Origin of the sequence: Pseudodesulfovibrio thermohalotolerans (assembly GCF_021353295.2) — a bacterium.
GTDB lineage: Bacteria > Desulfobacterota > Desulfovibrionia > Desulfovibrionales > Desulfovibrionaceae > Pseudodesulfovibrio > Pseudodesulfovibrio thermohalotolerans.
The window spans coordinates 1,716,836-1,743,312 of record NZ_CP120635.1 but is presented as its reverse complement, the minus strand read 5'-3'; the positions used below and the strand labels follow the sequence as shown (position 1 = coordinate 1,743,312).

The 26,477-nt window shown below is 59.9% G+C and carries 33 protein-coding genes; 9 read left to right on the top strand and 24 right to left on the bottom strand.

Translation table 11 applies throughout. The features are described from left to right. Positions 1–210: 210 nt before the first annotated feature. From ilvC to LF599_RS08160, 10 genes are all read right to left on the bottom strand, one after another. Positions 211–1,200, bottom strand: coding sequence for a ketol-acid reductoisomerase (gene ilvC, locus LF599_RS08205; RefSeq protein ID WP_269943195.1), 990 nt, complete (start codon positions 1,198–1,200; stop codon positions 211–213). Positions 1,201–1,319: 119 nt separating this feature from the next. Further along, positions 1,320–1,811, bottom strand: a complete 492-nt coding sequence (ilvN, locus tag LF599_RS08200; RefSeq protein ID WP_279522947.1) for an acetolactate synthase small subunit — start codon at positions 1,809–1,811, stop codon at positions 1,320–1,322. 9 nt (positions 1,812–1,820) lie between these two features. Next, the gene (ilvB, locus tag LF599_RS08195) at positions 1,821–3,512 is read right to left on the bottom strand and encodes a biosynthetic-type acetolactate synthase large subunit (protein WP_279522946.1); all 1,692 of its coding nucleotides are present in this window, start codon (positions 3,510–3,512) and stop codon (positions 1,821–1,823) included. Positions 3,513–3,515: 3 nt separating this feature from the next. Continuing rightward, positions 3,516–3,746: a DUF465 domain-containing protein gene (locus LF599_RS08190; RefSeq protein ID WP_269943194.1), complete on the bottom strand. Its 231-nt coding sequence runs from the start codon at positions 3,744–3,746 to the stop codon at positions 3,516–3,518. Between the two features lie 20 nt (positions 3,747–3,766). Continuing rightward, positions 3,767–4,024 (bottom strand): DUF167 domain-containing protein, encoded by a 258-nt coding sequence (locus LF599_RS08185; protein WP_319023437.1) that lies wholly within the window; start codon positions 4,022–4,024, stop codon positions 3,767–3,769. Positions 4,025–4,085: 61 nt separating this feature from the next. Continuing rightward, complete coding sequence (locus tag LF599_RS08180) at positions 4,086–4,589, bottom strand: DivIVA domain-containing protein (protein WP_269943326.1); 504 nt, start codon at positions 4,587–4,589, stop codon at positions 4,086–4,088. A gap of 23 nt (positions 4,590–4,612) precedes the next feature. Beyond that, positions 4,613–4,921, bottom strand: coding sequence for a YggT family protein (locus LF599_RS08175; RefSeq protein ID WP_269943193.1), 309 nt, complete (start codon positions 4,919–4,921; stop codon positions 4,613–4,615). A gap of 85 nt (positions 4,922–5,006) precedes the next feature. Beyond that, entirely contained in the window at positions 5,007–5,687 is a 681-nt protein-coding gene (locus LF599_RS08170; protein ID WP_279522945.1) for an HAD family hydrolase, read from the bottom strand. A 15-nt stretch (positions 5,688–5,702) separates the two neighbouring features. Continuing rightward, positions 5,703–6,485 carry a hypothetical protein gene (locus LF599_RS08165; protein ID WP_279522944.1) on the bottom strand — a complete coding sequence of 261 codons (783 nt, stop codon included), beginning with the start codon at positions 6,483–6,485 and terminating at the stop codon, positions 5,703–5,705. A gap of 14 nt (positions 6,486–6,499) precedes the next feature. Next, on the bottom strand, positions 6,500–6,877 hold the full coding sequence (locus tag LF599_RS08160) for a hypothetical protein (RefSeq protein ID WP_279522943.1): 378 nt from the start codon (positions 6,875–6,877) through the stop codon (positions 6,500–6,502). A gap of 242 nt (positions 6,878–7,119) precedes the next feature. Here LF599_RS08160 and LF599_RS08155 point away from each other — a divergent pair, with 242 nt between their 5' ends. After that, complete coding sequence (locus tag LF599_RS08155) at positions 7,120–7,320, top strand: twin-arginine translocase TatA/TatE family subunit (RefSeq protein ID WP_279522942.1); 201 nt, start codon at positions 7,120–7,122, stop codon at positions 7,318–7,320. Between the two features lie 251 nt (positions 7,321–7,571). Here the strand turns inward: LF599_RS08155 and pgsA are convergent, their stop codons facing one another. Genes pgsA through LF599_RS08140 form a run of 3 tightly spaced genes read right to left on the bottom strand, consistent with a single transcriptional unit; the run spans position 7,572 to position 9,918 of the window. Then, on the bottom strand, positions 7,572–8,138 hold the full coding sequence (gene pgsA / locus LF599_RS08150) for a CDP-diacylglycerol--glycerol-3-phosphate 3-phosphatidyltransferase (RefSeq protein WP_269943188.1): 567 nt from the start codon (positions 8,136–8,138) through the stop codon (positions 7,572–7,574). A 21-nt stretch (positions 8,139–8,159) separates the two neighbouring features. Then, positions 8,160–9,065, bottom strand: a complete 906-nt coding sequence (locus LF599_RS08145; protein ID WP_279522941.1) for a hypothetical protein — start codon at positions 9,063–9,065, stop codon at positions 8,160–8,162. Beyond that, positions 9,058–9,918 carry a hypothetical protein gene (locus tag LF599_RS08140; protein ID WP_269943186.1) on the bottom strand — a complete coding sequence of 287 codons (861 nt, stop codon included), beginning with the start codon at positions 9,916–9,918 and terminating at the stop codon, positions 9,058–9,060. The genes LF599_RS08145 and LF599_RS08140 overlap by 8 nt, the downstream gene beginning before the upstream one ends. Positions 9,919–10,153: 235 nt before the next feature. Between LF599_RS08140 and LF599_RS08135 the strand changes: the two genes are divergently transcribed. Beyond that, complete coding sequence (locus LF599_RS08135) at positions 10,154–10,642, top strand: SixA phosphatase family protein (RefSeq protein WP_269943185.1); 489 nt, start codon at positions 10,154–10,156, stop codon at positions 10,640–10,642. On the opposite strand, the gene miaA is transcribed toward LF599_RS08135, so the two are convergent. From miaA to LF599_RS08115, 4 genes are read right to left on the bottom strand one after another with little or no spacing between them, the layout of a single operon-like run. Next, on the bottom strand, positions 10,643–11,572 hold the full coding sequence (gene miaA, locus LF599_RS08130) for a tRNA (adenosine(37)-N6)-dimethylallyltransferase MiaA (protein ID WP_279522940.1): 930 nt from the start codon (positions 11,570–11,572) through the stop codon (positions 10,643–10,645). It lies immediately after the preceding gene. After that, positions 11,569–12,096 carry a pantetheine-phosphate adenylyltransferase gene (gene coaD / locus LF599_RS08125; protein ID WP_269943184.1) on the bottom strand — a complete coding sequence of 176 codons (528 nt, stop codon included), beginning with the start codon at positions 12,094–12,096 and terminating at the stop codon, positions 11,569–11,571. Before coaD ends, miaA begins: the two co-directional genes overlap by 4 nt. Continuing rightward, a complete protein-coding gene (rsmD, locus tag LF599_RS08120) occupies positions 12,084–12,644 on the bottom strand; it encodes a 16S rRNA (guanine(966)-N(2))-methyltransferase RsmD (RefSeq protein ID WP_269943183.1) in 561 nt (186 codons plus the stop codon). The genes coaD and rsmD overlap by 13 nt, the downstream gene beginning before the upstream one ends. 3 nt (positions 12,645–12,647) lie before the next feature. Then, entirely contained in the window at positions 12,648–14,255 is a 1,608-nt protein-coding gene (locus LF599_RS08115; protein ID WP_279522939.1) for an MBL fold metallo-hydrolase, read from the bottom strand. Between the two features lie 170 nt (positions 14,256–14,425). Here LF599_RS08115 and LF599_RS08110 point away from each other — a divergent pair, with 170 nt between their 5' ends. Both LF599_RS08110 and LF599_RS08105 read left to right on the top strand, forming a co-directional pair. Further along, positions 14,426–15,082, top strand: a complete 657-nt coding sequence (locus LF599_RS08110; protein ID WP_279523091.1) for an LOG family protein — start codon at positions 14,426–14,428, stop codon at positions 15,080–15,082. A 7-nt stretch (positions 15,083–15,089) separates the two neighbouring features. Further along, on the top strand, positions 15,090–15,992 hold the full coding sequence (locus tag LF599_RS08105; RefSeq protein WP_279522938.1) for a DMT family transporter: 903 nt from the start codon (positions 15,090–15,092) through the stop codon (positions 15,990–15,992). 50 nt (positions 15,993–16,042) lie between these two features. On the opposite strand, the gene LF599_RS08100 is transcribed toward LF599_RS08105, so the two are convergent. Further along, on the bottom strand, positions 16,043–17,392 hold the full coding sequence (locus tag LF599_RS08100; protein WP_269943182.1) for a methyl-accepting chemotaxis protein: 1,350 nt from the start codon (positions 17,390–17,392) through the stop codon (positions 16,043–16,045). 160 nt (positions 17,393–17,552) lie between these two features. Here LF599_RS08100 and LF599_RS08095 point away from each other — a divergent pair, with 160 nt between their 5' ends. Further along, positions 17,553–17,792, top strand: coding sequence for a hypothetical protein (locus LF599_RS08095; RefSeq protein ID WP_279522937.1), 240 nt, complete (start codon positions 17,553–17,555; stop codon positions 17,790–17,792). A 127-nt stretch (positions 17,793–17,919) separates the two neighbouring features. Here LF599_RS08095 and LF599_RS08090 read toward each other — a convergent pair whose 3' ends face one another. The 4 genes from LF599_RS08090 to LF599_RS08075 are packed head-to-tail and all read right to left on the bottom strand — an operon-like array spanning position 17,920 to position 20,700. After that, positions 17,920–18,162, bottom strand: a complete 243-nt coding sequence (locus tag LF599_RS08090) for a hypothetical protein (protein ID WP_269943180.1) — start codon at positions 18,160–18,162, stop codon at positions 17,920–17,922. 2 nt (positions 18,163–18,164) lie between these two features. Next, the gene (gpmI, locus tag LF599_RS08085) at positions 18,165–19,694 is read right to left on the bottom strand and encodes a 2,3-bisphosphoglycerate-independent phosphoglycerate mutase (RefSeq protein WP_269943179.1); all 1,530 of its coding nucleotides are present in this window, start codon (positions 19,692–19,694) and stop codon (positions 18,165–18,167) included. 11 nt (positions 19,695–19,705) lie between these two features. After that, positions 19,706–20,077, bottom strand: a complete 372-nt coding sequence (rsfS, locus tag LF599_RS08080; RefSeq protein ID WP_269943178.1) for a ribosome silencing factor — start codon at positions 20,075–20,077, stop codon at positions 19,706–19,708. Positions 20,078–20,112: 35 nt separating this feature from the next. After that, the gene (locus tag LF599_RS08075; protein ID WP_279522936.1) at positions 20,113–20,700 is read right to left on the bottom strand and encodes a nitroreductase family protein; all 588 of its coding nucleotides are present in this window, start codon (positions 20,698–20,700) and stop codon (positions 20,113–20,115) included. 321 nt (positions 20,701–21,021) lie between these two features. On the opposite strand from LF599_RS08075, the gene LF599_RS08070 reads away from it, so the two are divergent. Next, complete coding sequence (locus LF599_RS08070; RefSeq protein ID WP_279522935.1) at positions 21,022–22,326, top strand: phenylacetate--CoA ligase family protein; 1,305 nt, start codon at positions 21,022–21,024, stop codon at positions 22,324–22,326. A 23-nt stretch (positions 22,327–22,349) separates the two neighbouring features. Then, positions 22,350–22,781, top strand: coding sequence for an ACT domain-containing protein (locus LF599_RS08065; RefSeq protein WP_269943176.1), 432 nt, complete (start codon positions 22,350–22,352; stop codon positions 22,779–22,781). Between the two features lie 77 nt (positions 22,782–22,858). Here the strand turns inward: LF599_RS08065 and LF599_RS08060 are convergent, their stop codons facing one another. Then, a complete protein-coding gene (locus LF599_RS08060; protein ID WP_404823744.1) occupies positions 22,859–23,485 on the bottom strand; it encodes a substrate-binding periplasmic protein in 627 nt (208 codons plus the stop codon). Positions 23,486–23,866: 381 nt separating this feature from the next. On the opposite strand from LF599_RS08060, the gene LF599_RS08055 reads away from it, so the two are divergent. Next, positions 23,867–24,496: a CPBP family intramembrane glutamic endopeptidase gene (locus tag LF599_RS08055; RefSeq protein ID WP_279522934.1), complete on the top strand. Its 630-nt coding sequence runs from the start codon at positions 23,867–23,869 to the stop codon at positions 24,494–24,496. Positions 24,497–24,663: 167 nt separating this feature from the next. Then, positions 24,664–24,948, top strand: a complete 285-nt coding sequence (locus tag LF599_RS08050) for an Hpt domain-containing protein (RefSeq protein WP_269943173.1) — start codon at positions 24,664–24,666, stop codon at positions 24,946–24,948. Positions 24,949–25,007: 59 nt separating this feature from the next. Here LF599_RS08050 and LF599_RS08045 read toward each other — a convergent pair whose 3' ends face one another. Further along, a complete protein-coding gene (locus LF599_RS08045) occupies positions 25,008–26,360 on the bottom strand; it encodes an MATE family efflux transporter (protein WP_319023436.1) in 1,353 nt (450 codons plus the stop codon). Positions 26,361–26,477: the final 117 nt, after the last annotated feature.

Sequence of the window (26,477 nt, the reverse complement as noted above, 5' to 3'; positions counted from 1 at the left end):
TAAACTGATTTACGTACCGAATAGGTACTTGGTGCCGTAGAGCACGAATAAGAAAAGGAATACAAACCAATAGCCGTTATGGTGAGGGTGGAGTCTGGCCTAAGAAATAGGGAAATCGAGTAAATAGGGAGTCCTTGACATGGGGCCGCATAAGAAAAGGCCCCCGCACTTCCGTGCGGGAGCCTTTATTATGTCACAAACGAAAGAGCGCTATTTCTTGAGCCAGCTCATCATTTTGCGCAGGCGGCCACCGACTTCTTCAAGCTCGGTTTCGGCTTCGATGCGGCGCATGGTCTTGAGGCCCACCTGACCGGCCTGGTTGTCCAGGATGAAGTCGCGGGCGAACTTGCCGGACTGAATGTCCTTCAGCACGCGGCGCATTTCCTCGCGGGTCTCGTCCGTGATGATGCGCGGGCCGGTGACGTAGTCGCCGTACTCGGCGGTGTCGGAGATCGAATAACGCATGTTGGCCAGACCGCCCTCGTACATGAGGTCGATGATGAGCTTGAGCTCATGCATGCATTCGAAGTAGGCCATCTCGGGCTGGTAACCGGCCTCGACCAGGGTGTCGAATCCGGCCTTGCACAGAGCGGTCAGACCGCCGCAAAGAACGGCCTGCTCGCCGAACAGGTCGGTTTCGGTCTCTTCCTTGAAGGTGGTCTTGATGACGCCGGAACGAGCGCCGCCGATGCCCTTGGCGTAGGCCAGAGCGATTTCAGTGGCGTTGCCGGAAGCATCGGCAGCCACGGCCACCAGGCACGGCACGCCGCCGCCCTCGGTGTAGGTGCGGCGAACCAGATGACCCGGTCCCTTGGGGGCGATCATGACGCAATCCACGCCCTTGGGCGGAGTGATCTGCTGATAATGGACGTTGAAGCCATGACCGAAGGCGATGATGTTGCCTTCTTCGAGATACGGGAGAATATCCTTCTTGAAGACCTCGGCCTGATACTGGTCGGGCAGCAGGATCATAATCATGTCGGCCTGCTTGGCGGCGTCGGCAACGGACATGGGCTCGAAGCCGTGCTCCTTGGCCAGATCGTAGTTCGGGCCACCGGGACGCTGGGCAACGATGACATTTACGCCGGAGTCGCGCAGGTTCTGCGCATGGGCATGACCCTGGCTGCCGTAGCCCACGACGGCTACGGTTTTGTCTTTCAGAAGGCTCAAGTCCGCATCTTTCTCGTAATACACTTTCATGGGAGTTTCTCCTCGATATTATTTGCCCCCGTTGAGGGCGCAACAGCTTGAATTATATAAACATGCAAAAGACCGGGCAAGGAGCGAACTCCTGGCCCGGTGACTCGCCTGATTGCAAATTATAGCTCGATCTGCATGGAGCGTCGCATTGCGACGTTGCCGGTGCGGGCGATTTCCTTGATACCGAAACGGTTGAGCAGGTTAATGATCGCACCGATCTTTCCCTGGTCTCCCGTGACCTCTATGGTCAGTTCGTCGACGCTCACGTCTACAACCTTGCACCTGAAGATGTCAACAATACGCAGGATCTCGGCCCGTTTTGAATCCTCGGCATTGACCTTGAGCAGGACCATCTCGCGCTCGACGGACTGCAGTTCAGTAAGATCCTTCACTTTAATGGTCGGGACCAATTTTCGCAGTTGTTTGACGATCTGCTCGACGATGCCGTCATCGCCCTCGGCCACGATGGTCATGAGGGAAACCCCCTTCTCCAGGGTGGGGGCGACATTCAAGGAATAGATGTTGAAGCCGCGTCCGGAAAAAAGTCCGGCCACGCGGGACAGGACGCCCGGCTCGTTTTCAACCATCACGGAAAGTGTGTGTTTGCTCATCACGGCCTCCTAAACCAGCAGCATCTCGGTCAGCGACGCTCCGGCCGGGACCATGGGGTAGACGTTTTCTTCCTTTTCCACGCGGATGTCCACAATGACCGGCTTGTCCACCGCGAAGGCCTCGCGCAAGGTCTTCTCGACGTCCTTCTTTTCGGTCACGCGGTAGCCTGCGGCGCCATAGGCCTCGGCCAGCTTGACGAAGTCGGGCTGCGCATCCATACAGGTGGCGCAGTAATTCTTGTCGTAGAAGAGCTCCTGCCACTGCCGAACCATGCCGAGATAGCCGTTGTTGAGAATGATGATCTTGACCGGCAGCTTGTTGCACACGGCGGTCATCATTTCCTGGATACACATCTGTATGGAGCCGTCACCCGCGATGTCGAGGACCAGCTTGTCGGGAAAGGCCCGCTGAGCGCCCAAGGCCGCCGGAAAACCGTATCCCATGGTGCCGAGGCCACCGGAGGTCAACAGCGTGTTGGGCCGGGCGTACTTGTAGAACTGGGCCGCCCACATCTGGTTCTGGCCCACTTCCGTGGCGATGATGGCGTCGCCCTTGGTTATTTCATAAATCTTTTCGACCACGAACTGCGGCTTGATGTTTTCGGAGTCATCCTTGTAGGTCAGTGGATGCTCCTTGGCCCAGCCCTGTACCATTTCCACCCAGGGCTTGTGGTCGGCGGCCCAGTCGAATTCGTCAAGCGTCCCCTCGGTCTCTGCCTTAAGGGAAGCCAGAGCGGGCTTGCAGTCCGCCACCAAAGGCACATGGACCGAGACGTTTTTCTGAATGGAGGTCGGATCGACATCGATATGCACGATGGTCGCGTTCGGCGCGAAGGTGTCCACCTTGCCGGTAACGCGGTCGTCGAAGCGAGCACCAACGGCCAGGAGCAGGTCGCAGTTGTTCACGGCCATGTTGGCCGCATAGGTGCCGTGCATACCGAGCATACCGAGAAAGAGCTCATCGTCGCCGGGGAACGCGCCCAGCCCCATGAGGGTGGACGTCACCGGGATACGAAGTGTCTGTCCCAGCCAAGTGAGGTCTTCGTGGGAGCCGGAGGTTATCACGCCGCCGCCGGAATAGATCAGCGGCCGCTTGGCCTTCTTGAGCAACTTGACCACCTTGCGGATCTGGCCGATATGCGGCTTCCGGGTCGGCTTGTAGCTGCGCATGGACACGCTGTCCGGGTATTCGAACTCGGTCACCTGCTGCTGTATGTCCTTGGGCAGGTCCACCAGCACCGGGCCGGGACGTCCGGAGCGGGCCAGATAGAAGGCCTGCTTGACGGTCCGGGCCAGATCCTTGATGTCCTGAACCAGATAATTGTGTTTTGTGCAGGGCCGGGTGATCCCGACGATGTCCACTTCCTGGAACGCGTCATTGCCGATCAGGGCCCGGGGCACCTGACCGGTAAAAATGACGACCGGAATGGAATCGGCGTATGCCGTGGCAATTCCGGTTACAGTATTGGTCGCGCCGGGGCCGGAGGTGACTAGGCATACCCCTACCCGGCCAGTGGCGCGGGCATATCCGTCGGCGGCATGAATGGCGCCCTGCTCGTGGCGCACTAGAATATGCTCCACGGACGAATTGGGAATCTCGTCATATATGTCGATTACGGCTCCCCCGGGGAAACCAAACATGACATCAACACCTTCCTCTTCCAGACACTTCAGCAGAATCTGGGCCCCGGTTAACTTCATCGGCTATGCCTCCAACTTGCGATATTTGTCGAGCAATGCCAACAGGGTCGTCTTACCCGCCAGCTTCTTCTTCTTAAGTTCCTTCACTTCCTGCAATTCCGTAGGAGAAAGGTAGGCCTTGGACTCAAGCTTATCCAGCATTTTTTCGTAGTTGATATGTTGATCCCACAGAGCCTTGAGTTGCGAATCTTCGGCCCCGTACTTCTCAATGAGTTCAAGGTCATTGGCTTCCATGTGTTGCTCCTTTTTACAGGTTAACGCGGTGACTCGCCTGGAAGAAGACTTCCCCAGTCCGGCTCTCCCGCAATATTAAGTGCCAGGTGCTTTTTCCGGCTGGAGTGGCCGGAGGCGATCTCCACCTGACTTTTTTTCAACCGCAACAACCTGGCGATAAACGCGACCAACCCCTTGTTGGCCTTGTTGTCCACCGCCGGTGCCCTGAGGCGAACCTTCAGGCACCCCTGGTACACGCCGGCAATCTCGTCCTTTCTGGCGCCCGGCTGGGCCCACACGTCGAGGGACCACCCCGACTCCCGCCTTGAAACGAACTCCGGCCTGGAAATACGCTTCTCCCTATTCGACCTTCTTCAGGTACTTGAGCTTGGACTCGATCTCCTCGACCTTGTCCCGTTCAGGATCGCTGCGCTCAAGCATTTCAAGATGCGCATTGAGCATTCCCTTGAGCTGAACCTCGAACTGGGTGCGAGTCCGCTTCAGGGATTCAATTTCCTCATGGATATGAGCCAGACGATTATGCCCCTTGCGTACGGTCTCGTCCGCCTTGGCGCGCGCCTCGTCCAAAATGAGCCGGGCCTCGCGTCCGGCCGCGACCTTGAGGTCGTCGACCATCTTCTGGGTGGACATGAGCGTGTCGCGCAGGGTCTCGTCGCGCTGACGGTATTCCTTGAGGGACTTTTCCAGCCGCTTGATCTTCTTGCGCATGGCCTTCTGCATGTCGGCCGCATCGCCCAGAACTTCGGCCAGTTCAAGCATGAACTGGTCGACCTCCGCGCGCGAATAGCCGAACAGGCCCCGCGAGAACTGTTTGTTGAGCAAATCGATCTTGGAAACCGTCACCACAGTCCTCCTTGGTCAAAGGGCTACATGGACATCCCGGAGCCCATGGAATAGGCCAATCGCATGAGGTTCCCCACCACCACGATCTGGCAGACCTTGATGGCCAGCAGCACCACGATGGGAGAGAGATCGAAACCGCCTACAACGGCGAACGGAATCCAACTGCGAATCTTGTAGAAAACAGGTTCGGTCACGCCGCGCAAGAATCGCACAACAGGGTTGTACGGGTCCGGATTCACCCAAGACAGGAGCGCGGAAATGATGACGACCCAGAAATAGGCAGAGAGAACGATATCGAGAACGGTAGCAATTGCTTGGACAATCAAGTCCATGAGGCCTCCAAACGACGCGGTGCCAAGCACCGGTGATTAGTATCAATGTTGGTAATTTCGCATACGGGAATGCAAGAATCAAGTCCTAAAACGCGGGAGCGCACCCTTTATAGCAGCGTTGCATCGCCGCCCGGATGGCCCAGAAATCCTCAATGTGCACATCGGCCTCAAGAGCCTGGTCACGATATGCCCAAAAACGCACCCCGGCCGCCTGCGCGGCCCGCTGGTCCACCACGGAGTCGCCGATGTAGGCGACCTCGTCCGGCCGCACACCATGTTCGCGCATGATCCGATACAACCCCTCGGGATGCGGCTTGGGCTTGCTCACCTTGCAGGAGGTGATGATCGGATGAAAAAAACCCTCCAAATCCGTAAGCTTAAGGACCAGATCCATGGATGTGCCCCGGCTGGTGTTCACGGCCAGGCCGAACCCGGCGGAACGCAGCCAGCACAAGAACTCGCGGATGCCCTCCGAACGCTTGAAGTACGGGGCCAATGACGCCTGATCCATAGTCGCCCCGACCTGAAAGGCCCGCTCCAGCTTGTCTGCGGGAACGATATGGCGCACGGCCTCGTCGTGGGTGCGCGAGTGAACGTAATACCTCTCGGCATCGGTCATGGGCGGCAGCCCCAACTCACGCCGGATGGTGCCGTAATAGACCATGTTGGCCTCGTAGGAATCGATCAGCACGCCGTCGTTGTCGAAAACAACGGTCTTGACGCCCTCGATCAGGCAGGGGTTCATCAACAGATTGGCTATCGCCATGTATCACTCCGAAATCTATTTGAGGATTGCGACAGTCAGTTCTTTCATGGCCACGGGCATTCCTTTGGGCTCGCCGCGTCGGCAGCCAAACCGCCAGGCCGGAGCCGTGGCCCGCAAGAGTCCGTCCTCCCTTTCCTCGAAGGCGATGCCGAACTCTTCCCACACCTCGAATATCTCGGGGTCGGCGCAGACCAGTTCGGTGTCCTCGGGGATGAAAGCGGGCAACGCCTCGATCACCCTCTGCCAGGGCAATTGGACTTCCTGGCCGTCGGACGCGCCCCCGGTATGGCTCAAGGTCTCGCCCAGAGCGGTCTCCCGCTCGCCCAGGCTGTCCTCCTCGTCCACGCCGATGGTCCGGTCCATGTCGTCCCAACTGTCCTTGACGCCCTCTTCCAGGCTGACCAATTCCAGAATGCGCTCTTCGAAGGACCAGGCCAAAAGCAGCACGAACTGGGCCTTGGAACGGGCCTCGCGCTCTTCACGTTCCTGTTTCGAGCCTTGTCCGTCATCGAACTGGCGGGTCAACTGGGCCTGGATGGACATGGAGGAGCCTTCGTAGAAGTCGTCGGCTGTCATGGCTCCGAAATAGGCCATCTCGCCGGGGTCCTTGAACTGCTCTCCGAAATTGATGCAGTCCTTGATGAGCGACCGCGCGGTCTTCGGATCAAGGGGCAGTCCTCCAGGCCGAAAGGCGTGATGATCGGGCTCGTCGGTCAGGCCGGGATCGAAAAAGGTCAACCCGTCGAGGTCGTCGCCCGACCACAGTTCGGGATGCATGTAGGGAAAAGCCAACAGCATGATACGCAATCTCCTTAGCTCTGTTCGTCGGTGTTCAGGCTATAATGGCGGCACCGCCCGCTACATCGGGGCAGCCCCATGACGCAGACCCCGTCCAGATGATGGCCGCAACCCGGCACGGGCGCGCCCGGCCTGTACTTGTACATCCCGCAGTGGAACGTTTCGCGGGCCATTCGCTGGAACTGGCGTCCCCAAAGGTCGGGGGCAGCGTCCTCGGCCACGCCGAAAAACTCGGCGCGCCGCAAAAAGTCGTCGAAGGAAGACTCCCACCGGGCCGTGACCTGGCAGCGCCATGACTTCGTGTATCCGGGATTGAGCCACTCCTCGTAGAGGCAGCGGCCATTGAGGTGATGCCGACAGTCCGTACCCGGCAACCGGGAAATTTTACTCATCCGTACCCTTGCTTCAGTGCGTGCGAAATCGTCGGAGCCGTGACCGGCCGGTCTTCCTGTGCCAATTGGGATGATGTAAGGCCCGAGCATTCAATTGTAAAGTCAAACCGCCCTTTTCCCGGCCGGAACGAGGCCAACCCGCATCAGGGGAAATGATCCGCCGTCCTTGACTGGGCAAAGTGGCGGGTGTATAGCCCTAACACAAATAATCGCGAAGTCATTCACGCAATTGGAGGCTATATATGATTGGCGGATTCGGCGTTTGGGAACTCTTGATTATTCTCGTTATTGTCCTGGTCATTTTCGGCGCCAAGAAACTGCCGGAGATCGGTGGCGGCATCGGCAAGGCCATCAGCAACTTCAAAAAGGCCACCAGCGAGCCTGACGAAATCGACGTAACCCCCAAATCCACCCCCTCCGAAGAAGAGAAAAAGGACAGCTAAACGCTGCCCGTCGCACTAAGTCTTTCAGGCCCGGCCGCCAACGCAGCCGGGCCTTTTTTGCATTCCCCGGCCTTTCCCTCATTTCTTCCGAAACATCTTGCCGCACTGCCAACCGCGTAAAACCACTTGGGCAAACGCGGGAATCATATCGTGCTGTGCCAGTCCCTCTCGTATATGGAGTCGCGCAACACATAAAAAAAGGAAGCGCAAACGCGCTCCCTCTTTCCTTCCCCCAATAGCCAGCCCACTCGTCAGACTTCGCCCTCTTCGGAAAAGATTTTGAATCCGCGACGGACATAGGCGATGCCGGAGAAAACGGTGGAAATGGCGGTAACGGTCAGCAGGGTGTTGATAATGAAGCCGTAGTCCAGCTTGAAGGTGCGGTGGATCATTACCGACACGACAAAAATAATCTGGGCGGCCGTGTTGAACTTGCTGATCCAGATAGGCTTGATGCGCTCCTTGACGTCCACGCCGAGGAAGGCGAGCACGGCCAGACCGCCGACGATAATCAGATCGCGGCTGACCACCAGGACGGCAAACCAGAAGGGAATCCACCCCTTGACCGCCAGACAGATGAAGGAAGTCACCAGCAACGCCTTGTCGGCCAGGGGATCCAGAACGGCCCCCAGTTGCGTGCGCTGGTCCCATATCCGGGCCAGGAAGCCGTCAAAGGCGTCGGTCAGACCGGCCACGGCGAACAACATCCAGGCGAGATTGAAATTCTCGCCCACGTAGGCCACGACGAAAAGCGGCGTCAACAATATGCGAACGACGGTCAGGATATTCGGGACCGTCCAAATGGCGTCACGCGACACGATGCCCTTCCCCTTTCCAGGCTAATCCCTGCTTTCGTCGGTCAGATGGAAGCTCAAGCCGCGCTGAGGCAAAAAGGCGTTGAGCTGTGTTTCCAAACGCTTGCGATTAACCACGGAGAGGGTCCAGGTAGCTCCGGCTCCGGAAGGCTGCATGTCCATCTCCACAAGCTGCGCGTTTTGCACGGCAGCGTCCCAGCCGTGCAGCACGCGGTCGAATTCCAGCACGCCGTCTGCGGAAAACCAGCCGGAAACGGTCAGGGATTCGCCGCCCGCCCGCGCGGCCTTGGCCACGGGACGGTTGAAGAACCTCGGCCAGAGGGTGAACCAAGCCTGTGCCATATCGCCGTTGACGGCCAGCCATTCCTCGCCGTCGTAAGAGAGACGGCACCGATAGATTCCCTTCTCGTCCCCCCGCTCCAGGGTGAATACCGGAGAGGCTCCCTCGACGGGAGCTATGCCGGTCAGAGAAATGAGATGATGCAGGGCCAGCAACTCCTCGTCGGTGAGGTCGCCGGGCCAGACCACTGTGGCGGGCTGGGGCTGGGACAGGGTGGCGAAGAACCCCATGGAGCCGAGGCTGTTGCGCAGGGTCCGCCGATCCACCCGCACGTCCATGGTCAGGCTCAGTCCTTCCGGAAAATCCTGGAAGGAGACGACCTTGTAGCCCTGGATGAACGGTTCGGCGTGTCCCGTGAGGTACTCCCTGAACAGAACGGTGCGCTCCTTGGAGAGCTTGCCCGAAAGCATGACATCAGCCTCGTCGAGCACGGCCTGGGCAAACCCCTGCGAGCGTGCCTTTTCGCGCAACTCGGGTTGGGACACGCCCTCCGCAGCGGGTTCAAATACCTGCACCTGTCCCGCAAAAGCCGCGGACCATGCGATCAGCAGACAGCAAGCAACAGAAAAAACAAACAACAACCTACGCATCACCATCTCCCTTGGCGGCCTGAGCCGCATCCCCGCTCTCCCGGGTATTATCCGGACGGTCCACCAGAATGACCACCCTGCATCCGTCCGCGACGGGACCGGCCTTGGTCACTGCCCGGACAAGCCGGGCTTCGTCGGCCGCGATAACCACGTCAGTCCGCCAGGAGCCGTAGGCGCTCAATCCCCGGACCATCAGCGGCCTGTCGCCGACACGCTCGGCCAGAACCTTGGGGTTGTCGCTGACCGAGTAGGCGACCATGCCCTTCTGCACCACGCTGTTCCGGCTGACGCCGAAATAACCGTAGGCTCCGTAACCGTCCTGACCGAAGATGACCGGGGCCAGCGCCGGGGTGATTCCAAGTCCACGCGCGTCGACGACCACGCCGGTATAGCCGCGCGTGCCGCCGCCGACCGCTTCAGGCGCATCGCCGATCATCTCCGCATCCTGTCCTCTCGCCGTGGAGAGCCTGGGCGGAATGCCGCTCTGAAACTGAATGGTAGTGGGCAAAATGAGTTCGGCCAATTGACCGCGAAGCCGTTCGGAAACGCGCACAGTGCCCGCCCCGTCATACGGCCCCGGCCCCCGATACAGGGAGTTCTGAATAATGCCGCGCACCAGGGCGGCGGCATCGCTGTCGCCGGACAGAAACGCCCGCACGGTCTGGCGGCCGTCAATGCGCACGGACATGACCATATCCAGAAGCTGTTTGCGCGCCTGGGTAACGGCCGTACGCAGGGCCAACGGCGACAATGTCGCGTTGGACTCGTCCGACGACGCGCCCTCTACGCCACGCACCACGACGACCTCGCCGGTTCCCCAGACGATGGTTCCATTGGTCCCGACAGGCTGCACAAGCCCGTCAAAGGCATGAGATGGCGGCGAAAGAAATAAAAACGACAATAGGATGGGAATAAATATACGAAGCGGCATTTGGCAACTGTCCTGAAGTGTTCATGGCCTCGGGCGGCCGGAATGGCCAAGGCATTATCCATGTATCGCGCTTGCCGGTTTTCCGCAAGCCGCTTGCCGCCTGGCGGGTCCGGTGCTAGCCTGTTCCGGATACGGAAACCAAACAGCGGAGCCAGACATGCTTATCCATCTCATGCAGCACGGAGCCTGCCTTCCCAAGGAAGTCAACCCGAACCAGCCCCTGAGCCCGGTGGGCCGGGAACAGGTGGAGAAATCCGCCCGGTCCGCGGCTATCCTCGGCCTGCGCTTCCAACTGGTGGTGGCAAGCCCCAAACTCCGCTCCTTCCAGACCGCTGAAATCATGGCGGAACAAACCGGCTACCCGCCCTCGCACATCGTTGTCACGGACGCGGTCAAAGCCATGGCCCAGACCTCGGAAACATTGAGATTCATCAATGAATACGTTGGGCTGGACTCGATCTTCATCGCTGGCCACCTGCCTTCCCTGGCCCTTCTGGCCTCGGCCATCCTGTCGCCCGCCAAGGGGGTGGATATCCGCGTGGAAAACGGCGGACTCATGCAGATCGCCCTTGAGCCGGGCCAAGCCGCCGGGACCCTGAACTGGACAATGACCCCGACGCAACTGGCCGTTCTTGCCGGAAGCTGATCAACTCCGTTCGGACAGCCACGATTCCACAAGGTCGGCAACGCTCTCACCGTCGCCGGGCGCGAACCAGTGGATGTCCTCTTCCTTGTTGAACCAGGTAATCTGCCGTTTGGCATACGCCCTGGTGTTCCGCACCCACTGCTCGCGCGCCTGGACCATGGTGGAGCCGCCCCGCAAAAAGGCGAGAAGCTCGGCGCAACCGATGCCGGTCCAGCCCGGCGCGTCCGGGTCCGGACAACGCTCGAAAGCGGCCTGCGCCTCGTCCAGCGCTCCCAGCTCAAGCATGACGTCGATACGTCTCGCCAGATGCGGCTCCAGGTCGTTCAGGGCGATACGCATTCCCACCTTGAGGGCGTCGTAGGGCGCCGGGGAATGCTCGCTCTCGGTATGCCACCAGGTCATGGTTCGGCCTGTGGCCAGATACACCTCGGCGGCCCGGGCGTTGCGCTGGGTGTCGTTGGGGTGAATCCTGGCCGCATAGTCCGGGTCGATGCGCGTCAATTCGGCGTGCAGGACTTGCGGTCCCTCCACAGCAATGCGGTCGAGGACCTCCCGGCGAATTTCAGCCGGAATCTCCGGGATGGGCGCGATGCCGGACAGGAGCGAGCGGAGATAGAGCCCCGTGCCGCCCACCAGAATGGGCAGCCGCCCCTCTCCGCGCACCGTCTCGATCTTGTCCACGGCCAGCTCCACGAACCGCGCCGCGTTCATTTTTTCTTCCGTCGGCAGGAAACCGTAAAGAAGGTGCGGGCAAGCGCCACGCTCCTTCTCATCGGGCTGAGCCGTGATAATCGGGAAGTCCCGATACACCTGGCGGGAATCGAAATTGATTACGGCGGCGGGCAGACGTCCGGCAATGGCGATGGCCGCCGCGGTCTTGCCCGTGCCGGTCGGCCCGAGCAGACAGACTATGGGAGGCTTGCGGTTCATATGTAGTGGTTTTGTCCCCAGTCCTGGGGCTTGACGCCGTACTTGACGGACAGAGCCGTGGCAACCGGGCCGGGCACCAGGCCGCGGATGTCGCCGCCGTACTGGGCCACTTCCTTGACGATGGTGGAACTCAGATACATCCACTTGAAGTCGGTCATCATGAACACGGTCTCGATCTCTCCCTTGAGCTTGCGGTTCATGAGCGCCATCTGAAACTCGTATTCGAAATCGGAAACCGCGCGCAGCCCGCGCATAATGGACCCCGCGCCCCTGCCCTCCACGTAATCGATAAGCAGGCAGTCAAAAGACTCCACCGAAACCCTCGGCTCGTTGCGAAACACGTCCTTGGCGAGGGCCACCCGCTCACCCACGGTCAACAGCGTCTTCTTGGGCGTGCTTTCCGCCACAGCGAGAATAATATTATCGAAGACATTCAGCCCCCGGCGGGTCAAGCTCACGTGGCCCATGGTCAAAGGATCGAAGGTGCCGGGGTACACGGCCAGCCTGGGGTTCATTTTCGCCATATCAAAATCCTGGTTTGACCGTATTCACGGTCGGTTAACAATTCCATATCCCCTACAGGACCGTCCTGCGGGGCTTCGACGGAGTTCTCCACCTCGGCCAGGACCAACGCTCCCTGCGCGATCCAGCCGTTTTCAATCGCCTTCTCAAGAGCCGGAACAAGGAGGTCGCGGCCATAGGGCGGGTCGATGAAGACCAGGTCGAAGGGCTGGTCCGGACTTCCGGACAGTACATTGAAAAGGTCCTTGCAGACCACTCTGAAATGCCTTTTATCAACTTTGAGGTCCGCCAAGTTGCGACGGATGAGGGCCGCGGCCTTGGGGCTCTTCTCCACAAACCAGGCCGTTGACGCGCCCCGACTGAGGCATTCGAGCGCCAATGAGCCGGACCCGGCAAACATGTCGATGACCCGAGCATGGCTGAAGTCGACGCCCCTGGCCATGAGCATGGAAAAGACCGATTCGCGCACCTTCATGGTGGCGGGCCGGTAGCCTGGTCCCTCGCAGGTCAAAATCCTGCGCCCTTTGTATTGTCCACCAATAATCCGCATCGGCTACATCTCGGAGACGAGCTCCACAATATTTCGGTTGATGTCAAGAAGCTTGTCGCGCAGCTCCGCCTGATCGACCCAGGGACGCTTCTCCACGTCCCGGATACGGTTGCGCAGCTCCCGGTAAAGATTCTCGGAGTCGGCCAGCAGGAAATTCCAATCCACGCGCGGCCGCGCCAAGTCCATGTCCACCAGGGGTTGCAAATCCTTGCCCGGCTCAAGCTCAAGCACTTCCATGTATTCGGGAATATGCACCGTGAAACCGAACTTCTCCTTGATGAGCTTGGCGAACTCCTTCTGGACCTCGGCCTCGCCGTGCACGAGCAGAATCTTGATGGGCTTGCCCTGCATGGTGCCGAGCCAGTCCATGAGTTCGTCCTGTCCGGCATGACCCGAAAAGCCGTTGATGGTGAAGACCTTGGCCTTGACCAGGACTTCTTCACCGAAAATGGTTATCTTTTCGGCCCCGTTGACGATCTTGCGTCCCGGCGTGCCCACGCCCTGCCAGCCCACGAAGACCACGCTGGCCCCGGGCCGCCACAGGTTGTGCTTGAGGTGGTGCTTGACGCGGCCCGCATTGGCCATGCCGCTGGCCGAGATGATGATGGCCGGGCCCTGGGACTCGTTGATGGCCTGGGACTGTTCGCGGCTCTGGGTGAAGTGCAGATTGGGCAGGTCCAGAGGATTTTCCCCGGCCTCAATATATTTCTGCGTCTCCTCGTCGTAATATTCCGGATGCTTGCGAAAAATCTCCGTGGCCCTGATGGCCAACGGGCTATCCAGATATACGGGCATGTCGGCAGGCAGCTTCCCCTGTTTGCGAAGCAGGAACAGGGAGTAGATGATCTGCTGGGACCGCTCCACGGCAAAGGCGGGAATCACCACTTTTTCGCCGTTGCCGTAGCTGTAGGCGATGGCCTCGGCCAGCTCGTCCAGGCTGCCCTCCGCGTCCACATGGTTGCGATTACCGTAGGTGGACTCCATGAACAAGTAGTCGGCGCACTCCATGTCCGAGGGGTTGTTGACGATAAGCTGCTCGGGCCTGCCGAGATCACCGGAAAAGACCACCTTGGTCAGCTTGCCTTCTTCCTCGTACTCGATCTCGATGAAGGCCGAACCGAGGATATGCCCGGCGTCCTTGTAGGTCACCCTGATACCGGGCGCGGGCTCGAAAGTCTTGGAATATTCTATGGGCGCGAACAAAGGCGTGGTCCGCTCCGCATCGGCGATGGTATAGAGCGGATTTATCATGTCTCCGCCCGTCCGGCGCTGTTTGCGGTTGCCCCACTCCGCCTCCATTTCCTGGATATGCGCTGAGTCCAAAAGCATGATTTCCAGCAGATCGCGGGTGGGCTCGGTGCAGTAGATGGGGTTGCGATACCCCTTGGCCACCAGGGCGGGTAAAAGCCCCGTATGATCGATGTGGGCGTGGGTTATCAATATGAAGTCCAGCTTCTTGGGACCGTACGCGTCTATGTTCCAGTTGCGCTTTTCTATCTCGCGGTTGCCCTGATGCATTCCACAGTCCACGGCGAAGCGCTTGCCGCCGCATTCGAGGATGAAACAAGAACCGCTAACGGTACGGGCAGCGCCCATGAAGGTGACTTTCATACGTTGTCCTCGTGTTGGCATTCCATCCCGCCACAAGGTAATAGCCCTTCCGAACGGGACAAAATCAGTGTAATGAAGCAGTCAGCGGAAACCTGCATCCGCCGCCCGGACTACATGCCTTATAAACCGTATCCAGGCAACCTTGCCACGGAAACACAGGAGAACCAATGATACATCGTTCCAAGCAATATCTCATCGACGATTTGTCCATTCACGAGTCTTGGCGGCTCTTCAAAATCATGTCCGAAATTGTCGACGGTTTCGAAAACCTGTCCGAGATCGGCCCGGCCGTATCCGTGTTCGGCTCGGCCAGGGTCAAACCGGACGAACCGCTCTACCAGAAGACCGAACAGCTGTCCAAGGCCCTGTCCCTGGCCGGATTTTCCGTTATAACCGGCGGCGGCCCCGGCCTCATGGAGGCCGGAAACAAAGGCGCGTTCGAGAACGACGGCGAATCCATCGGCCTGCATATCCACCTGCCCATGGAACAAAAAAGCAACCAGTTCCTGAACGTCAAAAGCGAATTTCGCTACTTCTTCATCCGCAAGCTCATGTTCATCAAATACGCGCTGGCCTACGTGGCCCTGCCCGGCGGGTACGGTACCCTGGACGAGCTGTCCGAGGCGCTGGTGCTCATCCAGACCCACCGCATCAAGCCGTTCCCCATTGTGCTCTTCGGCACCGAGTTCTGGGCGGGTCTCATCGACTGGTTCAGAGACCAGATGGTGTCCAACGGCTTCTGCAAGGCCGAAGACCTCGAACTGTTCATCGTCACGGACGACGTAAACGAAGTGGTCAGCCACATCCGCAAGCACGTCATCGTTTAATTCCCACGTGACCGACAACAGGAAAGCCCTTCTCTTCGGCCTGGCCACGGTGACCATCTGGTCCACCGTGGCCTCGGCCTTCAAGATCGCCCTACGCGGGCTGGACCCGCTGCAACTCCTGCTCTGCGCCTGCGCAATTTCCATCGCGGCCCTTGCGCTGATCCTGATCGTTCAGGGAAAACTTGGCGAAATCCGACGGATGGGGCGCAGGGGGACCATGCGTTGCGCCCTGCTCGGCGCGCTCAACCCGTTCCTCTACTACACCATCCTGTTCAAGGCGTACGACCTGCTGCCCGCCCAGGAGGCCCAGCCCATCAACTACACCTGGGCCGTGACGCTGTCGCTGCTGTCCGTGCCCTTGCTCGGCCAGAGGCTCTCCCTCAAGGACTTGGGCGCGATCATTCTCAGCTACCTCGGCGTGGTGGTCATCTCCACCCACGGCGATCCGTTCTCCATGAGCTTCTCCAGCCTGCCCGGCGTGGGCCTGGCCCTGGGCAGCACGGTCATCTGGGCCGTCTACTGGATATTCAACACCAGGAGCAAAGCCGACCCCATCGCCGGCCTGCTCCTCAGCTTCATGACGGGCTTTCCCCTCATCCTGGCGGCCACGCTGCTCTTTTCCGAACTGCCGTCCCTCGAAACCGGCCAAATCCTGGCCGCCTCCTATGTGGGCCTCTTCGAAATGGGCATCACCTTCGCCCTCTGGCTCACGGCCATGAAATACGCAGCCAAGCCGACCGGCGGCGGCACCGCCCGCGTGGCCAATCTCATTTTTCTCTCGCCCTTCCTGTCCCTGGTCTTCATCCATTTCCTGGTGGGCGAAACCATCCACCCAGCCACAGTGGCGGGCCTTGCCTTCATCATCGCGGGCAACGCCCTTATGCAGTACAAGCCCAAGAAGCGCGCCTGACGCCGATCGAAGAAGAGAAATGCGGCACGCCGCTATCGAACGCCGCCCCCCTAGACACTGACATCTGCGGCAATGACGCCGAGGACCTGCCCGTCGCGGCCGAAGTATGGCCCGGACACGGTGATGCACTCTCCTCCCGAGGCCGAGGATGTGTACACGTCGGAAATCTGAAAGGTGCGGTTGTCCATCGCGCCCCGGAACCAGGGACGTCCGCTCCAGTCCGCGCCGAAGGCCTCAGGGTCCTCGGCGAAACCGGAGACCTTGCCGCCCATGTTGCTGACCGTTTGTCGCCCCTGTGCGTCCGTGACATACATGAGTTCAAGAAAATCATTCTCCCGCAAGGCCTCGCGCATGACCCGCTCCAGGGACTCTCGCCCTCCGGACCGGATCGCCTCGGAACCGGCCAGAACGCCGAGTATCTCCTGCACCCTGCCGCTGCCCACCAGCCGGAACACCCCGGTCATGACGGACAGTTCCTCCACGCGGGCCGACAGGTTTTCCACGGCCTCGGCAGCTTCGGCCATACCCTGGTCCGTGGCCGAGGAAATATCGTGCACTGCGGAAATGGTCCGCGTGACCTCTTCGCTCGACACCGACTGCTGGGCCGAAGCCGCGGCTATGGCGCCAATGCGTTCGGCGCTGGTGCCGGAGTGGGACACGATCTCCTCCAAAGCAGTGCCGGACTCCCCGGCCATGCCTGCGGCTTCGTCCGCCAGCCCGGCCATACCCTTGACTCCATCTATGGTCCGGGCCACCTGCGCCTGAATGCCCTGGATGGCGACGCCGACGTCGCGGGTCGCTTCCATGGTTTTCTCGGCAAGCTTGCGCACCTCGTCGGCCACCACAGCGAAACCGCGCCCGGCCTCGCCCGCCCTGGCGGCTTCGATGGCGGCGTTGAGAGCCAGCAAATTGGTCTGGTCCGCGATGTCCGAAATCACGCCCATGATAGCCCCGACGTCCTCGGCCTGGGAGCCGAGCCCGGCCACGCTCTCGACCAGGGTTTGGGAATTGCGCGAAACCTCGCTGATGGAATCCAGAGTCCTGGCGACCACGGCCGAACCAGCCTCCGCGCGCTCCATGACCATGTCCGCTTCCGAAGCGGCCGCGCTCGCTCCGGCGGCGGTCTCGCCCACGGCCGCGTTCATCTCCTCCATGGCCGAGGCGGCCTCGCCCATCAGCCGCTGCTGCTCCGCCGCGCCGTCCCGAGCCTTGCCCGAGGCCGCGCCCAGAATGGCCGAGTGGTCGCGAATGGACTGTACTGAACGCTCAAGAGTCCCGGCGGCGGACAAAAGCCCTTCACATCTGGCGGCCTCGCCCTGCCTGCGCGCCTGCTCGGCCTGGACCAGGGCCTCCCGCGCGCGGGACTCGGCCTCCCTGGCTACAATTTCGCTCTTTTCCACCTGAGATTCCAACTCACCAATGTAATTAACAATATGGTTCAGATTCCCAGAAAATTTGTCAAAAACGTTATTCCCCCCAAGAAACGCCTCCACATCGGGGATACCCTTTGCAATTCGTTCTGACATTTGCGCCAATTCACTATATTTATTGTGAATCGCCTTGGCCGCCATCAAACCGCACGACACGCAGGCCGCCACGGTGAGGGCTATCAGGACCACCACCCCCCAGGCCGAACCGCCGGAAAGCCCCGACAGAATTGTCACCTCGCCGCCCGCCGCCAACGCCGTGCCGTTCGCGGCCGAAACACCGAAGACTGTAGAAAACACCGCCAGGACCGCCATAAACATGCTCATTTCTCGCATCGTATTCCTTCTCCACCGGATTCAAACAACAAATTGATGCGGAATATAAGCAAGAGCCGAGCCACGGTTCGACCTGAGGCTGTCTATCAAGAAACCGAAAAGGCCGGTCGAGGCGTATCCACCTCGACCGGCCCTTGCGGTCATATCGTCGGCCCGATGCCGAATCAGAGGAAATCGGGATCAATCCCAGCCTTGCCCCCTGCCAGAACAAGCTTGAGGTAACGGATGGTCCGATCGTCCACAGGCACGATCGGGAAGTTCTCGCGGCAGGCGTCGCACTGGGCCATGGCAGGCCTGGACGGAGCGATAAGAGGGACCTCGCGGCCGCAATGCGGACAGGGGTAGAGGAAGATCAGTTCCATGGCCGCAGGCTTCACCGGGGTCATGGGTTTCTTGCTTTCAGCCATGCTTATCCCTTTTGTACCAGGTTCTTGCCGGTCATCCCGGCGGGCGGCTCCATGTCCCACAGACCGATGATCGTAGGGGCGATGTCGCCAAGGATGCCCTCTTCAAGCACCGCGTCCTCGTGTCCCTTTTCCATATAGACAAGGGGCACAGGATTGGTGGAATGAGCCGTGTGCGGCGCGCCCTCGGCATCGAGCATCTGCTCGGCGTTGCCGTGGTCCGCAGTCATCAGCACCCGGCCGCCGCTTTCAAGCACCGTGTCCACAATGCGACCCACGCAGCCGTCCACGGCCACGCACGCCTTTTCGGCGGCCGCCATGACGCCCGTGTGCCCGACCATGTCCAGGTTGGCCAGGTTGCAGACGCAGAGGTCGTATTCACCCCACTTTCCGATCAGGGTGTCCGCCACCTCGTCCGCGCTCATCTGCGGCTTGAGGTCGTAGGTAGCCACCTCGCGCGGGGACGGGATCATGATCCGGTCCTCGCCGGGGAACGGCTCCTCACGCCCGCAATTGAGGAAATAGGTCACATGGGCGTACTTCTCGGTCTCGGCGATGCGCAATTGCTTCATGCCCCGGCCCGAAGCGAACTCGCCCAGGGTGCCTTCATAATTCTCGGGCGGAAAAGCCGTTTTCATGGGAAAGCTGGATTCGTATTGGGTCATGGTCGCAAAGACGGCTGGCTCGGGCGCGTTGGGGCGATCGAATTCACTAAAATCCTTGTCGAAGATAGCCCGGCTGATCTCCCTGGCGCGGTCCGCCCGGAAATTGAAGAAGAACAGACCGTCGCCGTCCCCGATGCGGCCGTCCACGCCGCTCACCACGCTCGGCTTAATGAACTCGTCGAACTCACCCGCCGCATAGGAGGCCTCAATGGCCGCAACGGGATCGTCGATCTCGACGCCCTGGCCGTCCACCAAAGCCCTGTAGGCCACTTCCACTCGTTCGAACCGCTTGTCTCGATCCATGGCCCAAAACCGGCCGGACAGGGTGGCAATCTTACCCACGCCGAGCTCGGCGAGCTTGGCCTGAAGGGTGCGCATATAGGCGAGCCCGCCCTTCTGCGCCGTGTCGCGGCCGTCCATGAACACATGGATATAGACCTCGGGAACGCGCTCCGCCTTGGCCATTTCCAGCAGGGCGTACAGATGGCGCAGATGGGAATGCACCCCGCCGTCCGAGAGCAGCCCCATGAGATGAAGCCGTCCTGAAGCGGCCTTGGTCTTGTCCATCAGCTCCTTGAGGACGGAGTTCCCGAAAAAGGAGCCGTCCTCAATGGCCATGTCGATACGGGTCATGTCCTGATAGATGATCCGCCCGCCGCCGATGTTCATATGCCCCACCTCGGAGTTGCCCATGAAACCGTCGGGCAACCCCACGGCACGGCCCGAGCAGGTCAGGCGGGTGGAGGGATAGTCGGCCAGGAGCCGATCGATATTCGGAGTGGCGGCATTGCGCACACAGTTGCCCGCGCCTTCCGGGGCGATGCCCCAGCCATCCAGTATCAGTAAAAGCGTCTTCTTGGGTTCGGCCATGTCCTTGTCCGTCACGCCTGCAGCCCCACGCGGGGAGCCTCGGTCCACATGCCTTCGATGTTGTAGAACTCCCGCAGATCATCGAGGAAGACGTGAACCAGCACATCGTTGAGGTCGATCAGGACCCATTCGCCGGTCTTGTGGCCTTCCATGCTCAGGAACTCCATGTTTTCCTCGGCGGCCTTGTCCAGGACGTGGGAAGCCAGCGCCTGCGCGTGCTTCACGCCCCTGGCCGAAACAACCAGAATCATGTCCGTGACCGAACTGAGGCCAGACACATCGATGAGGGTAATCCGCTCGCCCTGCTTGTCGTCAAGCCATCCGGCCACGCTACGGGCCTTGTCCACGCTTGCCATCTCTACGAATTTCTTTTCTTTATTCAACTAATTATATCCTTAATGTTTGCCGTCTGACGGCATCATTTTTCGGGGAAACGCCCCACCAGCAGCTCATCGAGCCCGCGTTTGGGCACATGATGCTTCCCGTCCTCGCCGGTCCAATACTTTATACTGCCGTCGGAGGGAAGCGGTTCCACAACGACTTCCTGGGCAGGAACGCCCAAAGCCAGAACCATCAAAATCTCATACCGGTCTGGGAGATCGAAAATCTCGGCCAGCCGGGGCCGGTTGACAGTGGCGATGATACAGCCGCCGTATCCCTTGTCCACGGCCCCCAGCATGAGGGTCTGGCAGGCTATGCCGTGGTCGCAGCCGGGCGAATCGGCCACGTCCCTGTCCAGGAGCATGACGATGTACCCCGTGGGCCGCTCACCCTCGGCCGGACCTCGCCAGTCCTTGAGATAGCCTGCCCAGCCCAGAAGCGGAAACACCCGGGCGCACTGCTCCGGGTCGGCGGTGACGATGTACTTGAGCGGCTGCATGTTCCGGCCCGAAGGCATGAACCGGACAAGATCGACCAGTTCGACCAACTCGTCCGCGCGTATGGGCCTGTTCTCGTCGAACTTCCGCCGGGTCCGGTTGCGTTCCACCAATTTCCTGAATGTCATGACGGCTCCCATGTTGGTTGTTAACCTCGGATTGTGTAATGCACTTTGGAACGGTCCGCAACAATCGCGCTCCCCCGCCGACCATATGGACCGCCTGCAAGCACAAAATTCTTGACGGTAATCTGAACATGAGGCACTGTTCGACCTATGCGGAATTTCCTATTTGCTCGCTTTTTCCAGTTTACGAACTCCTTGTAGGGAGCTCGTGGCTTTTGAAGCGACGCAAGAAAGGCGCTAATGCGAACCACGGGCTGTATCAGACCGTGGTTTTTTTCATGTGGACACCAGGGCCGATTCAAGGCCGCCAAGGAGGATGAAGGGATGATCTACGATGTTAAGAATGAGACTCTGCCCAGGGAGGAGCTGGAAGCCCTCCAATTGCGCAGGCTCCAGGCTTTATGTGAACGGGTGTACGCCAATGTTCCGTTCTACAAGAAAAAATTCGATGAAAAAGGGGTCAAGCCTCAGGACATCAAAACCCTGAAAGACGTCAGGCTGCTGCCGTTCACCATCAAGCAGGACCTCCGCGACCAGTACCCCTTCGGGCTGTTCGCCGTACCCAAGGACCAGATCGTCCGCATCCATTCCTCCTCCGGCACCACCGGCACGGCCACCGTGGTCGGCTACACCAAACGGGACATCGAAAACTGGGGCAAACTTGTCGCCCGGTGCCTGATGGCCGCAGGGGCCTCGGCCTCGGACACAGTCCACAACGCCTACGGATACGGCCTCTTCACCGGCGGCCTGGGCGCGCACTACGGCGCCGAGACGTTGGGCGCCACCGTGGTCCCCATGTCCGGCGGCTCCACCCGCAGACAGGTCACCCTGCTCAAGGATTTCGCTCCGAACGTCATCTGCTGCACCCCCTCCTACGCCCTGTTCCTGGCCGAGACCGGCCTTGAACTGGGCATCGACATCCGCGAGCTGCCCCTGCGCATCGGCATCTTCGGCGCAGAGCCCTGGACCAACGAAATGCGCGTGGAGATCGAGAAGAAGCTCGGCATCACGGCCATCGACATCTACGGCCTGTCCGAGGTCATGGGCCCCGGCGTCGCCATCGAATGCGCGGCCGCCCAAGACGGCCTGCATATCCAGGAAGACCACTTCCTGGCCGAGACCATCAACCCCGTGACCGGCGAACCTGTCGCACCGGGCGAGGAAGGCGAGCTTGTCTTCACCACCTTGACCAAGGAAGGCATCCCGCTCATCCGCTACCGCACCCGCGACCTGACCGTCCTGAACACCACTCCCTGCAAATGCGGCCGCACCACCGCCCGCATGAAGCGGGTGACCGGCCGTTCCGACGACATGCTCATCATCCGAGGCGTCAACGTGTTCCCATCCCAAATCGAATCCATCCTTATTGATACCGAGGGACTCACGCCGCACTACCAGCTCATCGTTGAGCGGCAGGGCAACCTCGACACCCTTGAAGTCCGCGTGGAAGTCAATGAAGCCCTGTTCTCCGACGAGATCAAGAGTTTACAGCGTGTGGAATCAAAGGTAATGAAGAACATTAAAGAATTCCTCGGCGTCACCGCCAAGGTCAAGCTCGTCGAGCCCAAGAGCATCGAACGTTCCCTGGGCAAGGCCAAGCGAATCATCGACAACCGCAACAAGGGCTAACCCGACAAGCCAAGGAGCACACCATGAAAGTCGATCAACTCTCCATATTTCTGGAAAACCGGGCCGGACGCCTGGCCGAGGTCACCCAGATTCTTTCCGAAGCGGGTGTGAACATCCGCGCCCTGTCCCTGGCCGACACATCGGATTTCGGCATTCTGCGCCTCATCGTCTCGGACTTCGAGAAGGCCAAGGACAAGCTGAAGGCGGCGGGCTTTACCGTGGGGCGCACCTCGGTTGTGGCCGTTGAGGTCAACGATCAGCCGGGCGGCCTGCACAACATCCTGGGGATGCTCCAGGCAGCGGGCATCAACGTGGAATACATGTACGCCTTCGTCCAGCAGTCCGGAAACTCCGCGGTCCTCATTTTCCGTTTCGACCGCACGGACCAGGGCATCGAACTGCTCAGCAAAAACAACATCACCATCATTCCCGGCGACAAGCTCTACACTATGTAGCCCGCGCAACATCGCGAAAAAAAGGGTGAAGGCGTCAAGCCCTCACCCTTTTTTCGTTCCCCCACCAGAACCGAAACTCAATAGCCGTCCATTATCTTTTCATAGACCCCACGCGCCCGATTCCGGCGAATAAGCTCATTGACCTCAGGCAGACGGTCTTCCCAATCGGAATGCAGGTTGAAGGCCAGACGCAGTTCCGTACTGCCCAGTGCGCGCAATGATTCATGGAAATTCCCCAGGCTCAACTCCGGGGACCGGCGGATGATCCAGCGGGCCGTGTACTGATCGAACAGAGCCGCATCAACCCGTCCGGCCTTGAGCATCCGCAGCAGAACCACGTCGCTGTTCACATCATAGCGGCTGGCCTTTCCGCTCCTGAACAGGGACTCCACTTCGGGATAGCTGAAAGACTTGATGCAGCCAATCGTCATGCCCATCAGGCTGGACAAATCCTCATACTCCAACGGCTTGTCCTTCCTGGAAAAAAGAATAGTCTTCAAATCCAGCACGGGTTCACTCCACAGATAGAGGGCGCTGTTTTCAACCCACTCCATGGACTCCAGCCGCGTATAGACGGTATCGCCCGGAACCCGCAACACGCAGCGTGAAGCAGGAATCATTTGTACCCTGACTTTCACCCCTTTGGGCATGGAGGCCCTGACAATATCCAGAGCCGCCCCCATGGGTTTCCCGTCGGCCATCATTTCGAACGGCGGCCACCCCCGGGAGAACTGAGCAAAAGTCACGGAGTCGCAGGCCTGCGCCGGACAAGAGGAATAGACACTCGTCACAAGCAGTAACGCCGACGTCAACACCCATCTAACACACTGGAAAGACAATGAAAGCTCCTTTGAGGATGTATAAAAGAGATATCAGGAATGCGAATCAGTATCCCAAAAGAAGCGAGGGTTAAACCGAAGCTTGAAGTGTTTTCCAAGCTCTCCACATTTTATCCACACCTTGAATCGCCCAGAAACAATACTCGACATCACCTGTGAAGAACGGGAGCAAGGCCCGTTGCAACGTTTGCATGACAATGCCTCGCCCCTATGGACCAGTCCTGCAACCACGCGTATAATTGGGATATGACCGGCCTATTCCTCTGGCTCGAATTCCTGGCCCTGTTCGGCCTGACCCCGCTGCTCTACGCGCTCGGCTGGCTCCCCGTTCCCAAAATCCCATTGCTCCTGGCCATTGCGAGCGTGTGTTTCATCTATCTCGCCGTAAACGGATTTCTTCGAAAAACGGACATTTTCGTATTAATGCGCGAAAGCAAACGAGCATTGCGCACCATAGCCTTTAGAACCCTGGCCGTGGCGCTGCTTTCCACCCTGACGGTGACGGTCTGCCTCCCGGACCAGCTCTTCGGCTTCCCCCGCGCCCGCCCTCTCCTGTGGCTGGCCGTCATGTTCCTCTATCCGCTCCTGTCCGCCTTCCCGCAGGAAATCGTCTACCGCGCCTTCCTCTTCCACCGCTACGTTCCCATCCTGAAGACCGAAACCGCCCGCACCTGGGCCAGCGTTCTCGCCTTCTCCTTTCTCCACATCGTATTCGGAGGCTGGGTGGCCGTAACCCTCACGATTCCGGCCGGATACATATTCGCCCGGACCTATCGCCGGACCGGATCGCTGTTCCTGGCGTCGCTGGAACACGCCGCTTACGGCTGCGTGGTCTTCACGACCGGCCTTGGACAGTTCTTTCACCACCCGTCCTGACGACAATCCGCATTTGTCCGCAAACCTGTTGCTGAAAAGGCCCGCGCCAAGTATACGTGTAGAAGCCGATCGCCTGGATCGGTGTTTTCGTAAAGGCGGTGACTAAGGTGGAAAAGGACGTTATTGACAGTAAATTCTTGGAATCAATGGCGGATCGTCGTCCATTCATGAAACGGATGTTTACCGTGTTCATCTCTCAGGAACCCAAGAGAATCCAAAATATCAAGGATGCCCTGAAGTCCGGCGACGTGGAGAAACTCCGCCATCTGGCCCACTCCCTCAAGGGCGGGGCCGCCACCATCGGCGTGGAGCGGGTACGTGAATGCTGCCTGCAACTGGAGAATGCCTGCAAGGCGGGCGACTTGAGTACGGCCTTGACCCTCATGGATGAACTCGAAGAGGAAATGCGCCAAGCCTACGAATTCATGTTCAATTATCTGGCCGAAAACTAAACGGACGGTAGCGCCCCATCGAAGGCCCGTCGGCATTCCCGGCGGGCCTTTTTTGCGGCCTACGCCTTGAGGGGCGCGTGGCCGATGCCGGGCCAGATACGGATCAGCCCCAGCCCGGCCCTGATAAAGGTCCACAAGGCCGAAACCAGCCAGATATACACCAGCACATGATCGGGGCGAACCGCCTCGACAGCCAGAATACACGCAGCGCCCACCGCCGAAGCCAGAAGCATACTGTTGCGCAGATAGGCGAAATCCCCGGTGCCCCAATGAATACCGTCTGTGGCGAACGACAACGAACCGATGGGTTGGGACAGGGAAACCACGACCCAGCCCGGTCCGAAGACCGCGTAGGCCGCGGGGGGAACCAACAACCATGCCACAAAATCAGTGCCGAGAAGCATGGCCAGACACAAGACAACGCCCGTACAAAAGCTCCACCAGCAGACCAGCCTGGCGACTTTACGCGCCGCAAGCTTGTCGTCCGCGCCCAGGAAATACCCCACGAGACTCTGCCCGGTGATGGCGAAAGCGTCGAGGAACAGAGCCGAAAAGATAAAGAACTGCCGAATGGCCTGAAAAGCCGCGCCCTGGTCGGCTCCGAACTTGTTGGCGGTGCGGGTGCAAAGAGTCAGAAAGACCAGTACCCCGCCGGTGCGCAGAAACAGATCGCCGCCAACGCGCATGAGCCGCGCCATGCCCGCGCCGCGCATACGCCAGGTCAGGCCGAGGGTACGGTGGACAACGGCCAGACACCAGAACGCCCCGACCCACTGGCTGACCGTGCTGGCGATCGCCGCCCCGGCCACGCCCATGCCCGGAATCGAGCCGACGCCAAAAACAAACGCCCAGTCGAGCAGTATGTTGACCGCATTGACGCCCACGGCCACGTAGAGGGGCGTACGCATATCCTGCGCCCCCCGCAATCCACCGAAACAGGCCAGGGAGACCAGCACGGCGGGCGCGCCGAGAAGCCGATATAGCATATATTCGCGGGCGAGATCGTTGACCAGCCCCTCGGCCCCGAAAACAGCCGCGATGGGGACCAGAAACCAGACAGAAATGGCCAGGAGGGCCAAACCGATGGATGCCGCGAGCAGGCACGCCAGGGAGATGACCTTGACCGCGCGGCCGTGGTCGCCCCTGCCCACGCTGTGGGCCACCTCGGTCTGGGTGGCGATGCCGAGAAAGGCGAAGGCCCAGAAGATGGCCGAAAAGGCCATGGTTCCCACCCCCAGGGCGGCCACGGGCTCCGAACCGGGAAGCCGGGCCACGAAGGCGGTATCGGCCAGCCCCGTCAGGGGTTCCGCCACCAAAGAAAAGAGAACGGGAACGGCCATGCGAAGCAGCGTCCGATTGGGCCGGTCCAAAAAGGGATGTCGTTGTTTCGATTCGTCCGCGCCGTCCAGCACCGCGTTTCCTCCTGTAAGGCCGTTCCACAACACAAACCCACCGTAAAGACAAGCGAAGCTTTCCCTTTCGAACGCTTTTCTGCTATTCATAATCCCCATGGAATCACTGGAAGCATC

Coding starts and splice junctions, on each gene's coding strand:
- LF599_RS08115 (WP_279522939.1), bottom strand. CDS start 14,255: ATGAAAGTCACCTTCATGGGCGCTGCCCGTACCGTTAGCGGTTCTTGT.
- ilvN (WP_279522947.1), bottom strand. CDS start 1,811: ATGAGCAAACACACACTTTCCGTGATGGTTGAAAACGAGCCGGGCGTC.
- LF599_RS08050 (WP_269943173.1), top strand. CDS start 24,664: ATGAAACGGATGTTTACCGTGTTCATCTCTCAGGAACCCAAGAGAATC.
- gpmI (WP_269943179.1), bottom strand. CDS start 19,694: ATGGCCGAACCCAAGAAGACGCTTTTACTGATACTGGATGGCTGGGGC.
- LF599_RS08175 (WP_269943193.1), bottom strand. CDS start 4,921: ATGGACTTGATTGTCCAAGCAATTGCTACCGTTCTCGATATCGTTCTC.
- rsmD (WP_269943183.1), bottom strand. CDS start 12,644: ATGCGGATTATTGGTGGACAATACAAAGGGCGCAGGATTTTGACCTGC.
- ilvB (WP_279522946.1), bottom strand. CDS start 3,512: ATGAAGTTAACCGGGGCCCAGATTCTGCTGAAGTGTCTGGAAGAGGAA.
- ilvC (WP_269943195.1), bottom strand. CDS start 1,200: ATGAAAGTGTATTACGAGAAAGATGCGGACTTGAGCCTTCTGAAAGAC.
- LF599_RS08075 (WP_279522936.1), bottom strand. CDS start 20,700: ATGACATTCAGGAAATTGGTGGAACGCAACCGGACCCGGCGGAAGTTC.
- LF599_RS08135 (WP_269943185.1), top strand. CDS start 10,154: ATGCTTATCCATCTCATGCAGCACGGAGCCTGCCTTCCCAAGGAAGTC.
- LF599_RS08155 (WP_279522942.1), top strand. CDS start 7,120: ATGATTGGCGGATTCGGCGTTTGGGAACTCTTGATTATTCTCGTTATT.
- LF599_RS08065 (WP_269943176.1), top strand. CDS start 22,350: ATGAAAGTCGATCAACTCTCCATATTTCTGGAAAACCGGGCCGGACGC.
- LF599_RS08055 (WP_279522934.1), top strand. CDS start 23,867: ATGACCGGCCTATTCCTCTGGCTCGAATTCCTGGCCCTGTTCGGCCTG.
- miaA (WP_279522940.1), bottom strand. CDS start 11,572: ATGAACCGCAAGCCTCCCATAGTCTGTCTGCTCGGGCCGACCGGCACG.
- LF599_RS08170 (WP_279522945.1), bottom strand. CDS start 5,687: ATGGCGATAGCCAATCTGTTGATGAACCCCTGCCTGATCGAGGGCGTC.
- LF599_RS08090 (WP_269943180.1), bottom strand. CDS start 18,162: ATGGCTGAAAGCAAGAAACCCATGACCCCGGTGAAGCCTGCGGCCATG.
- LF599_RS08060 (WP_404823744.1), bottom strand. CDS start 23,485: ATGATGGCCGACGGGAAACCCATGGGGGCGGCTCTGGATATTGTCAGG.
- LF599_RS08070 (WP_279522935.1), top strand. CDS start 21,022: ATGATCTACGATGTTAAGAATGAGACTCTGCCCAGGGAGGAGCTGGAA.
- LF599_RS08165 (WP_279522944.1), bottom strand. CDS start 6,485: ATGCTGTTGGCTTTTCCCTACATGCATCCCGAACTGTGGTCGGGCGAC.
- LF599_RS08145 (WP_279522941.1), bottom strand. CDS start 9,065: ATGCGTAGGTTGTTGTTTGTTTTTTCTGTTGCTTGCTGTCTGCTGATC.
- LF599_RS08190 (WP_269943194.1), bottom strand. CDS start 3,746: ATGGAAGCCAATGACCTTGAACTCATTGAGAAGTACGGGGCCGAAGAT.
- LF599_RS08160 (WP_279522943.1), bottom strand. CDS start 6,877: ATGAGTAAAATTTCCCGGTTGCCGGGTACGGACTGTCGGCATCACCTC.
- coaD (WP_269943184.1), bottom strand. CDS start 12,096: ATGGCGAAAATGAACCCCAGGCTGGCCGTGTACCCCGGCACCTTCGAT.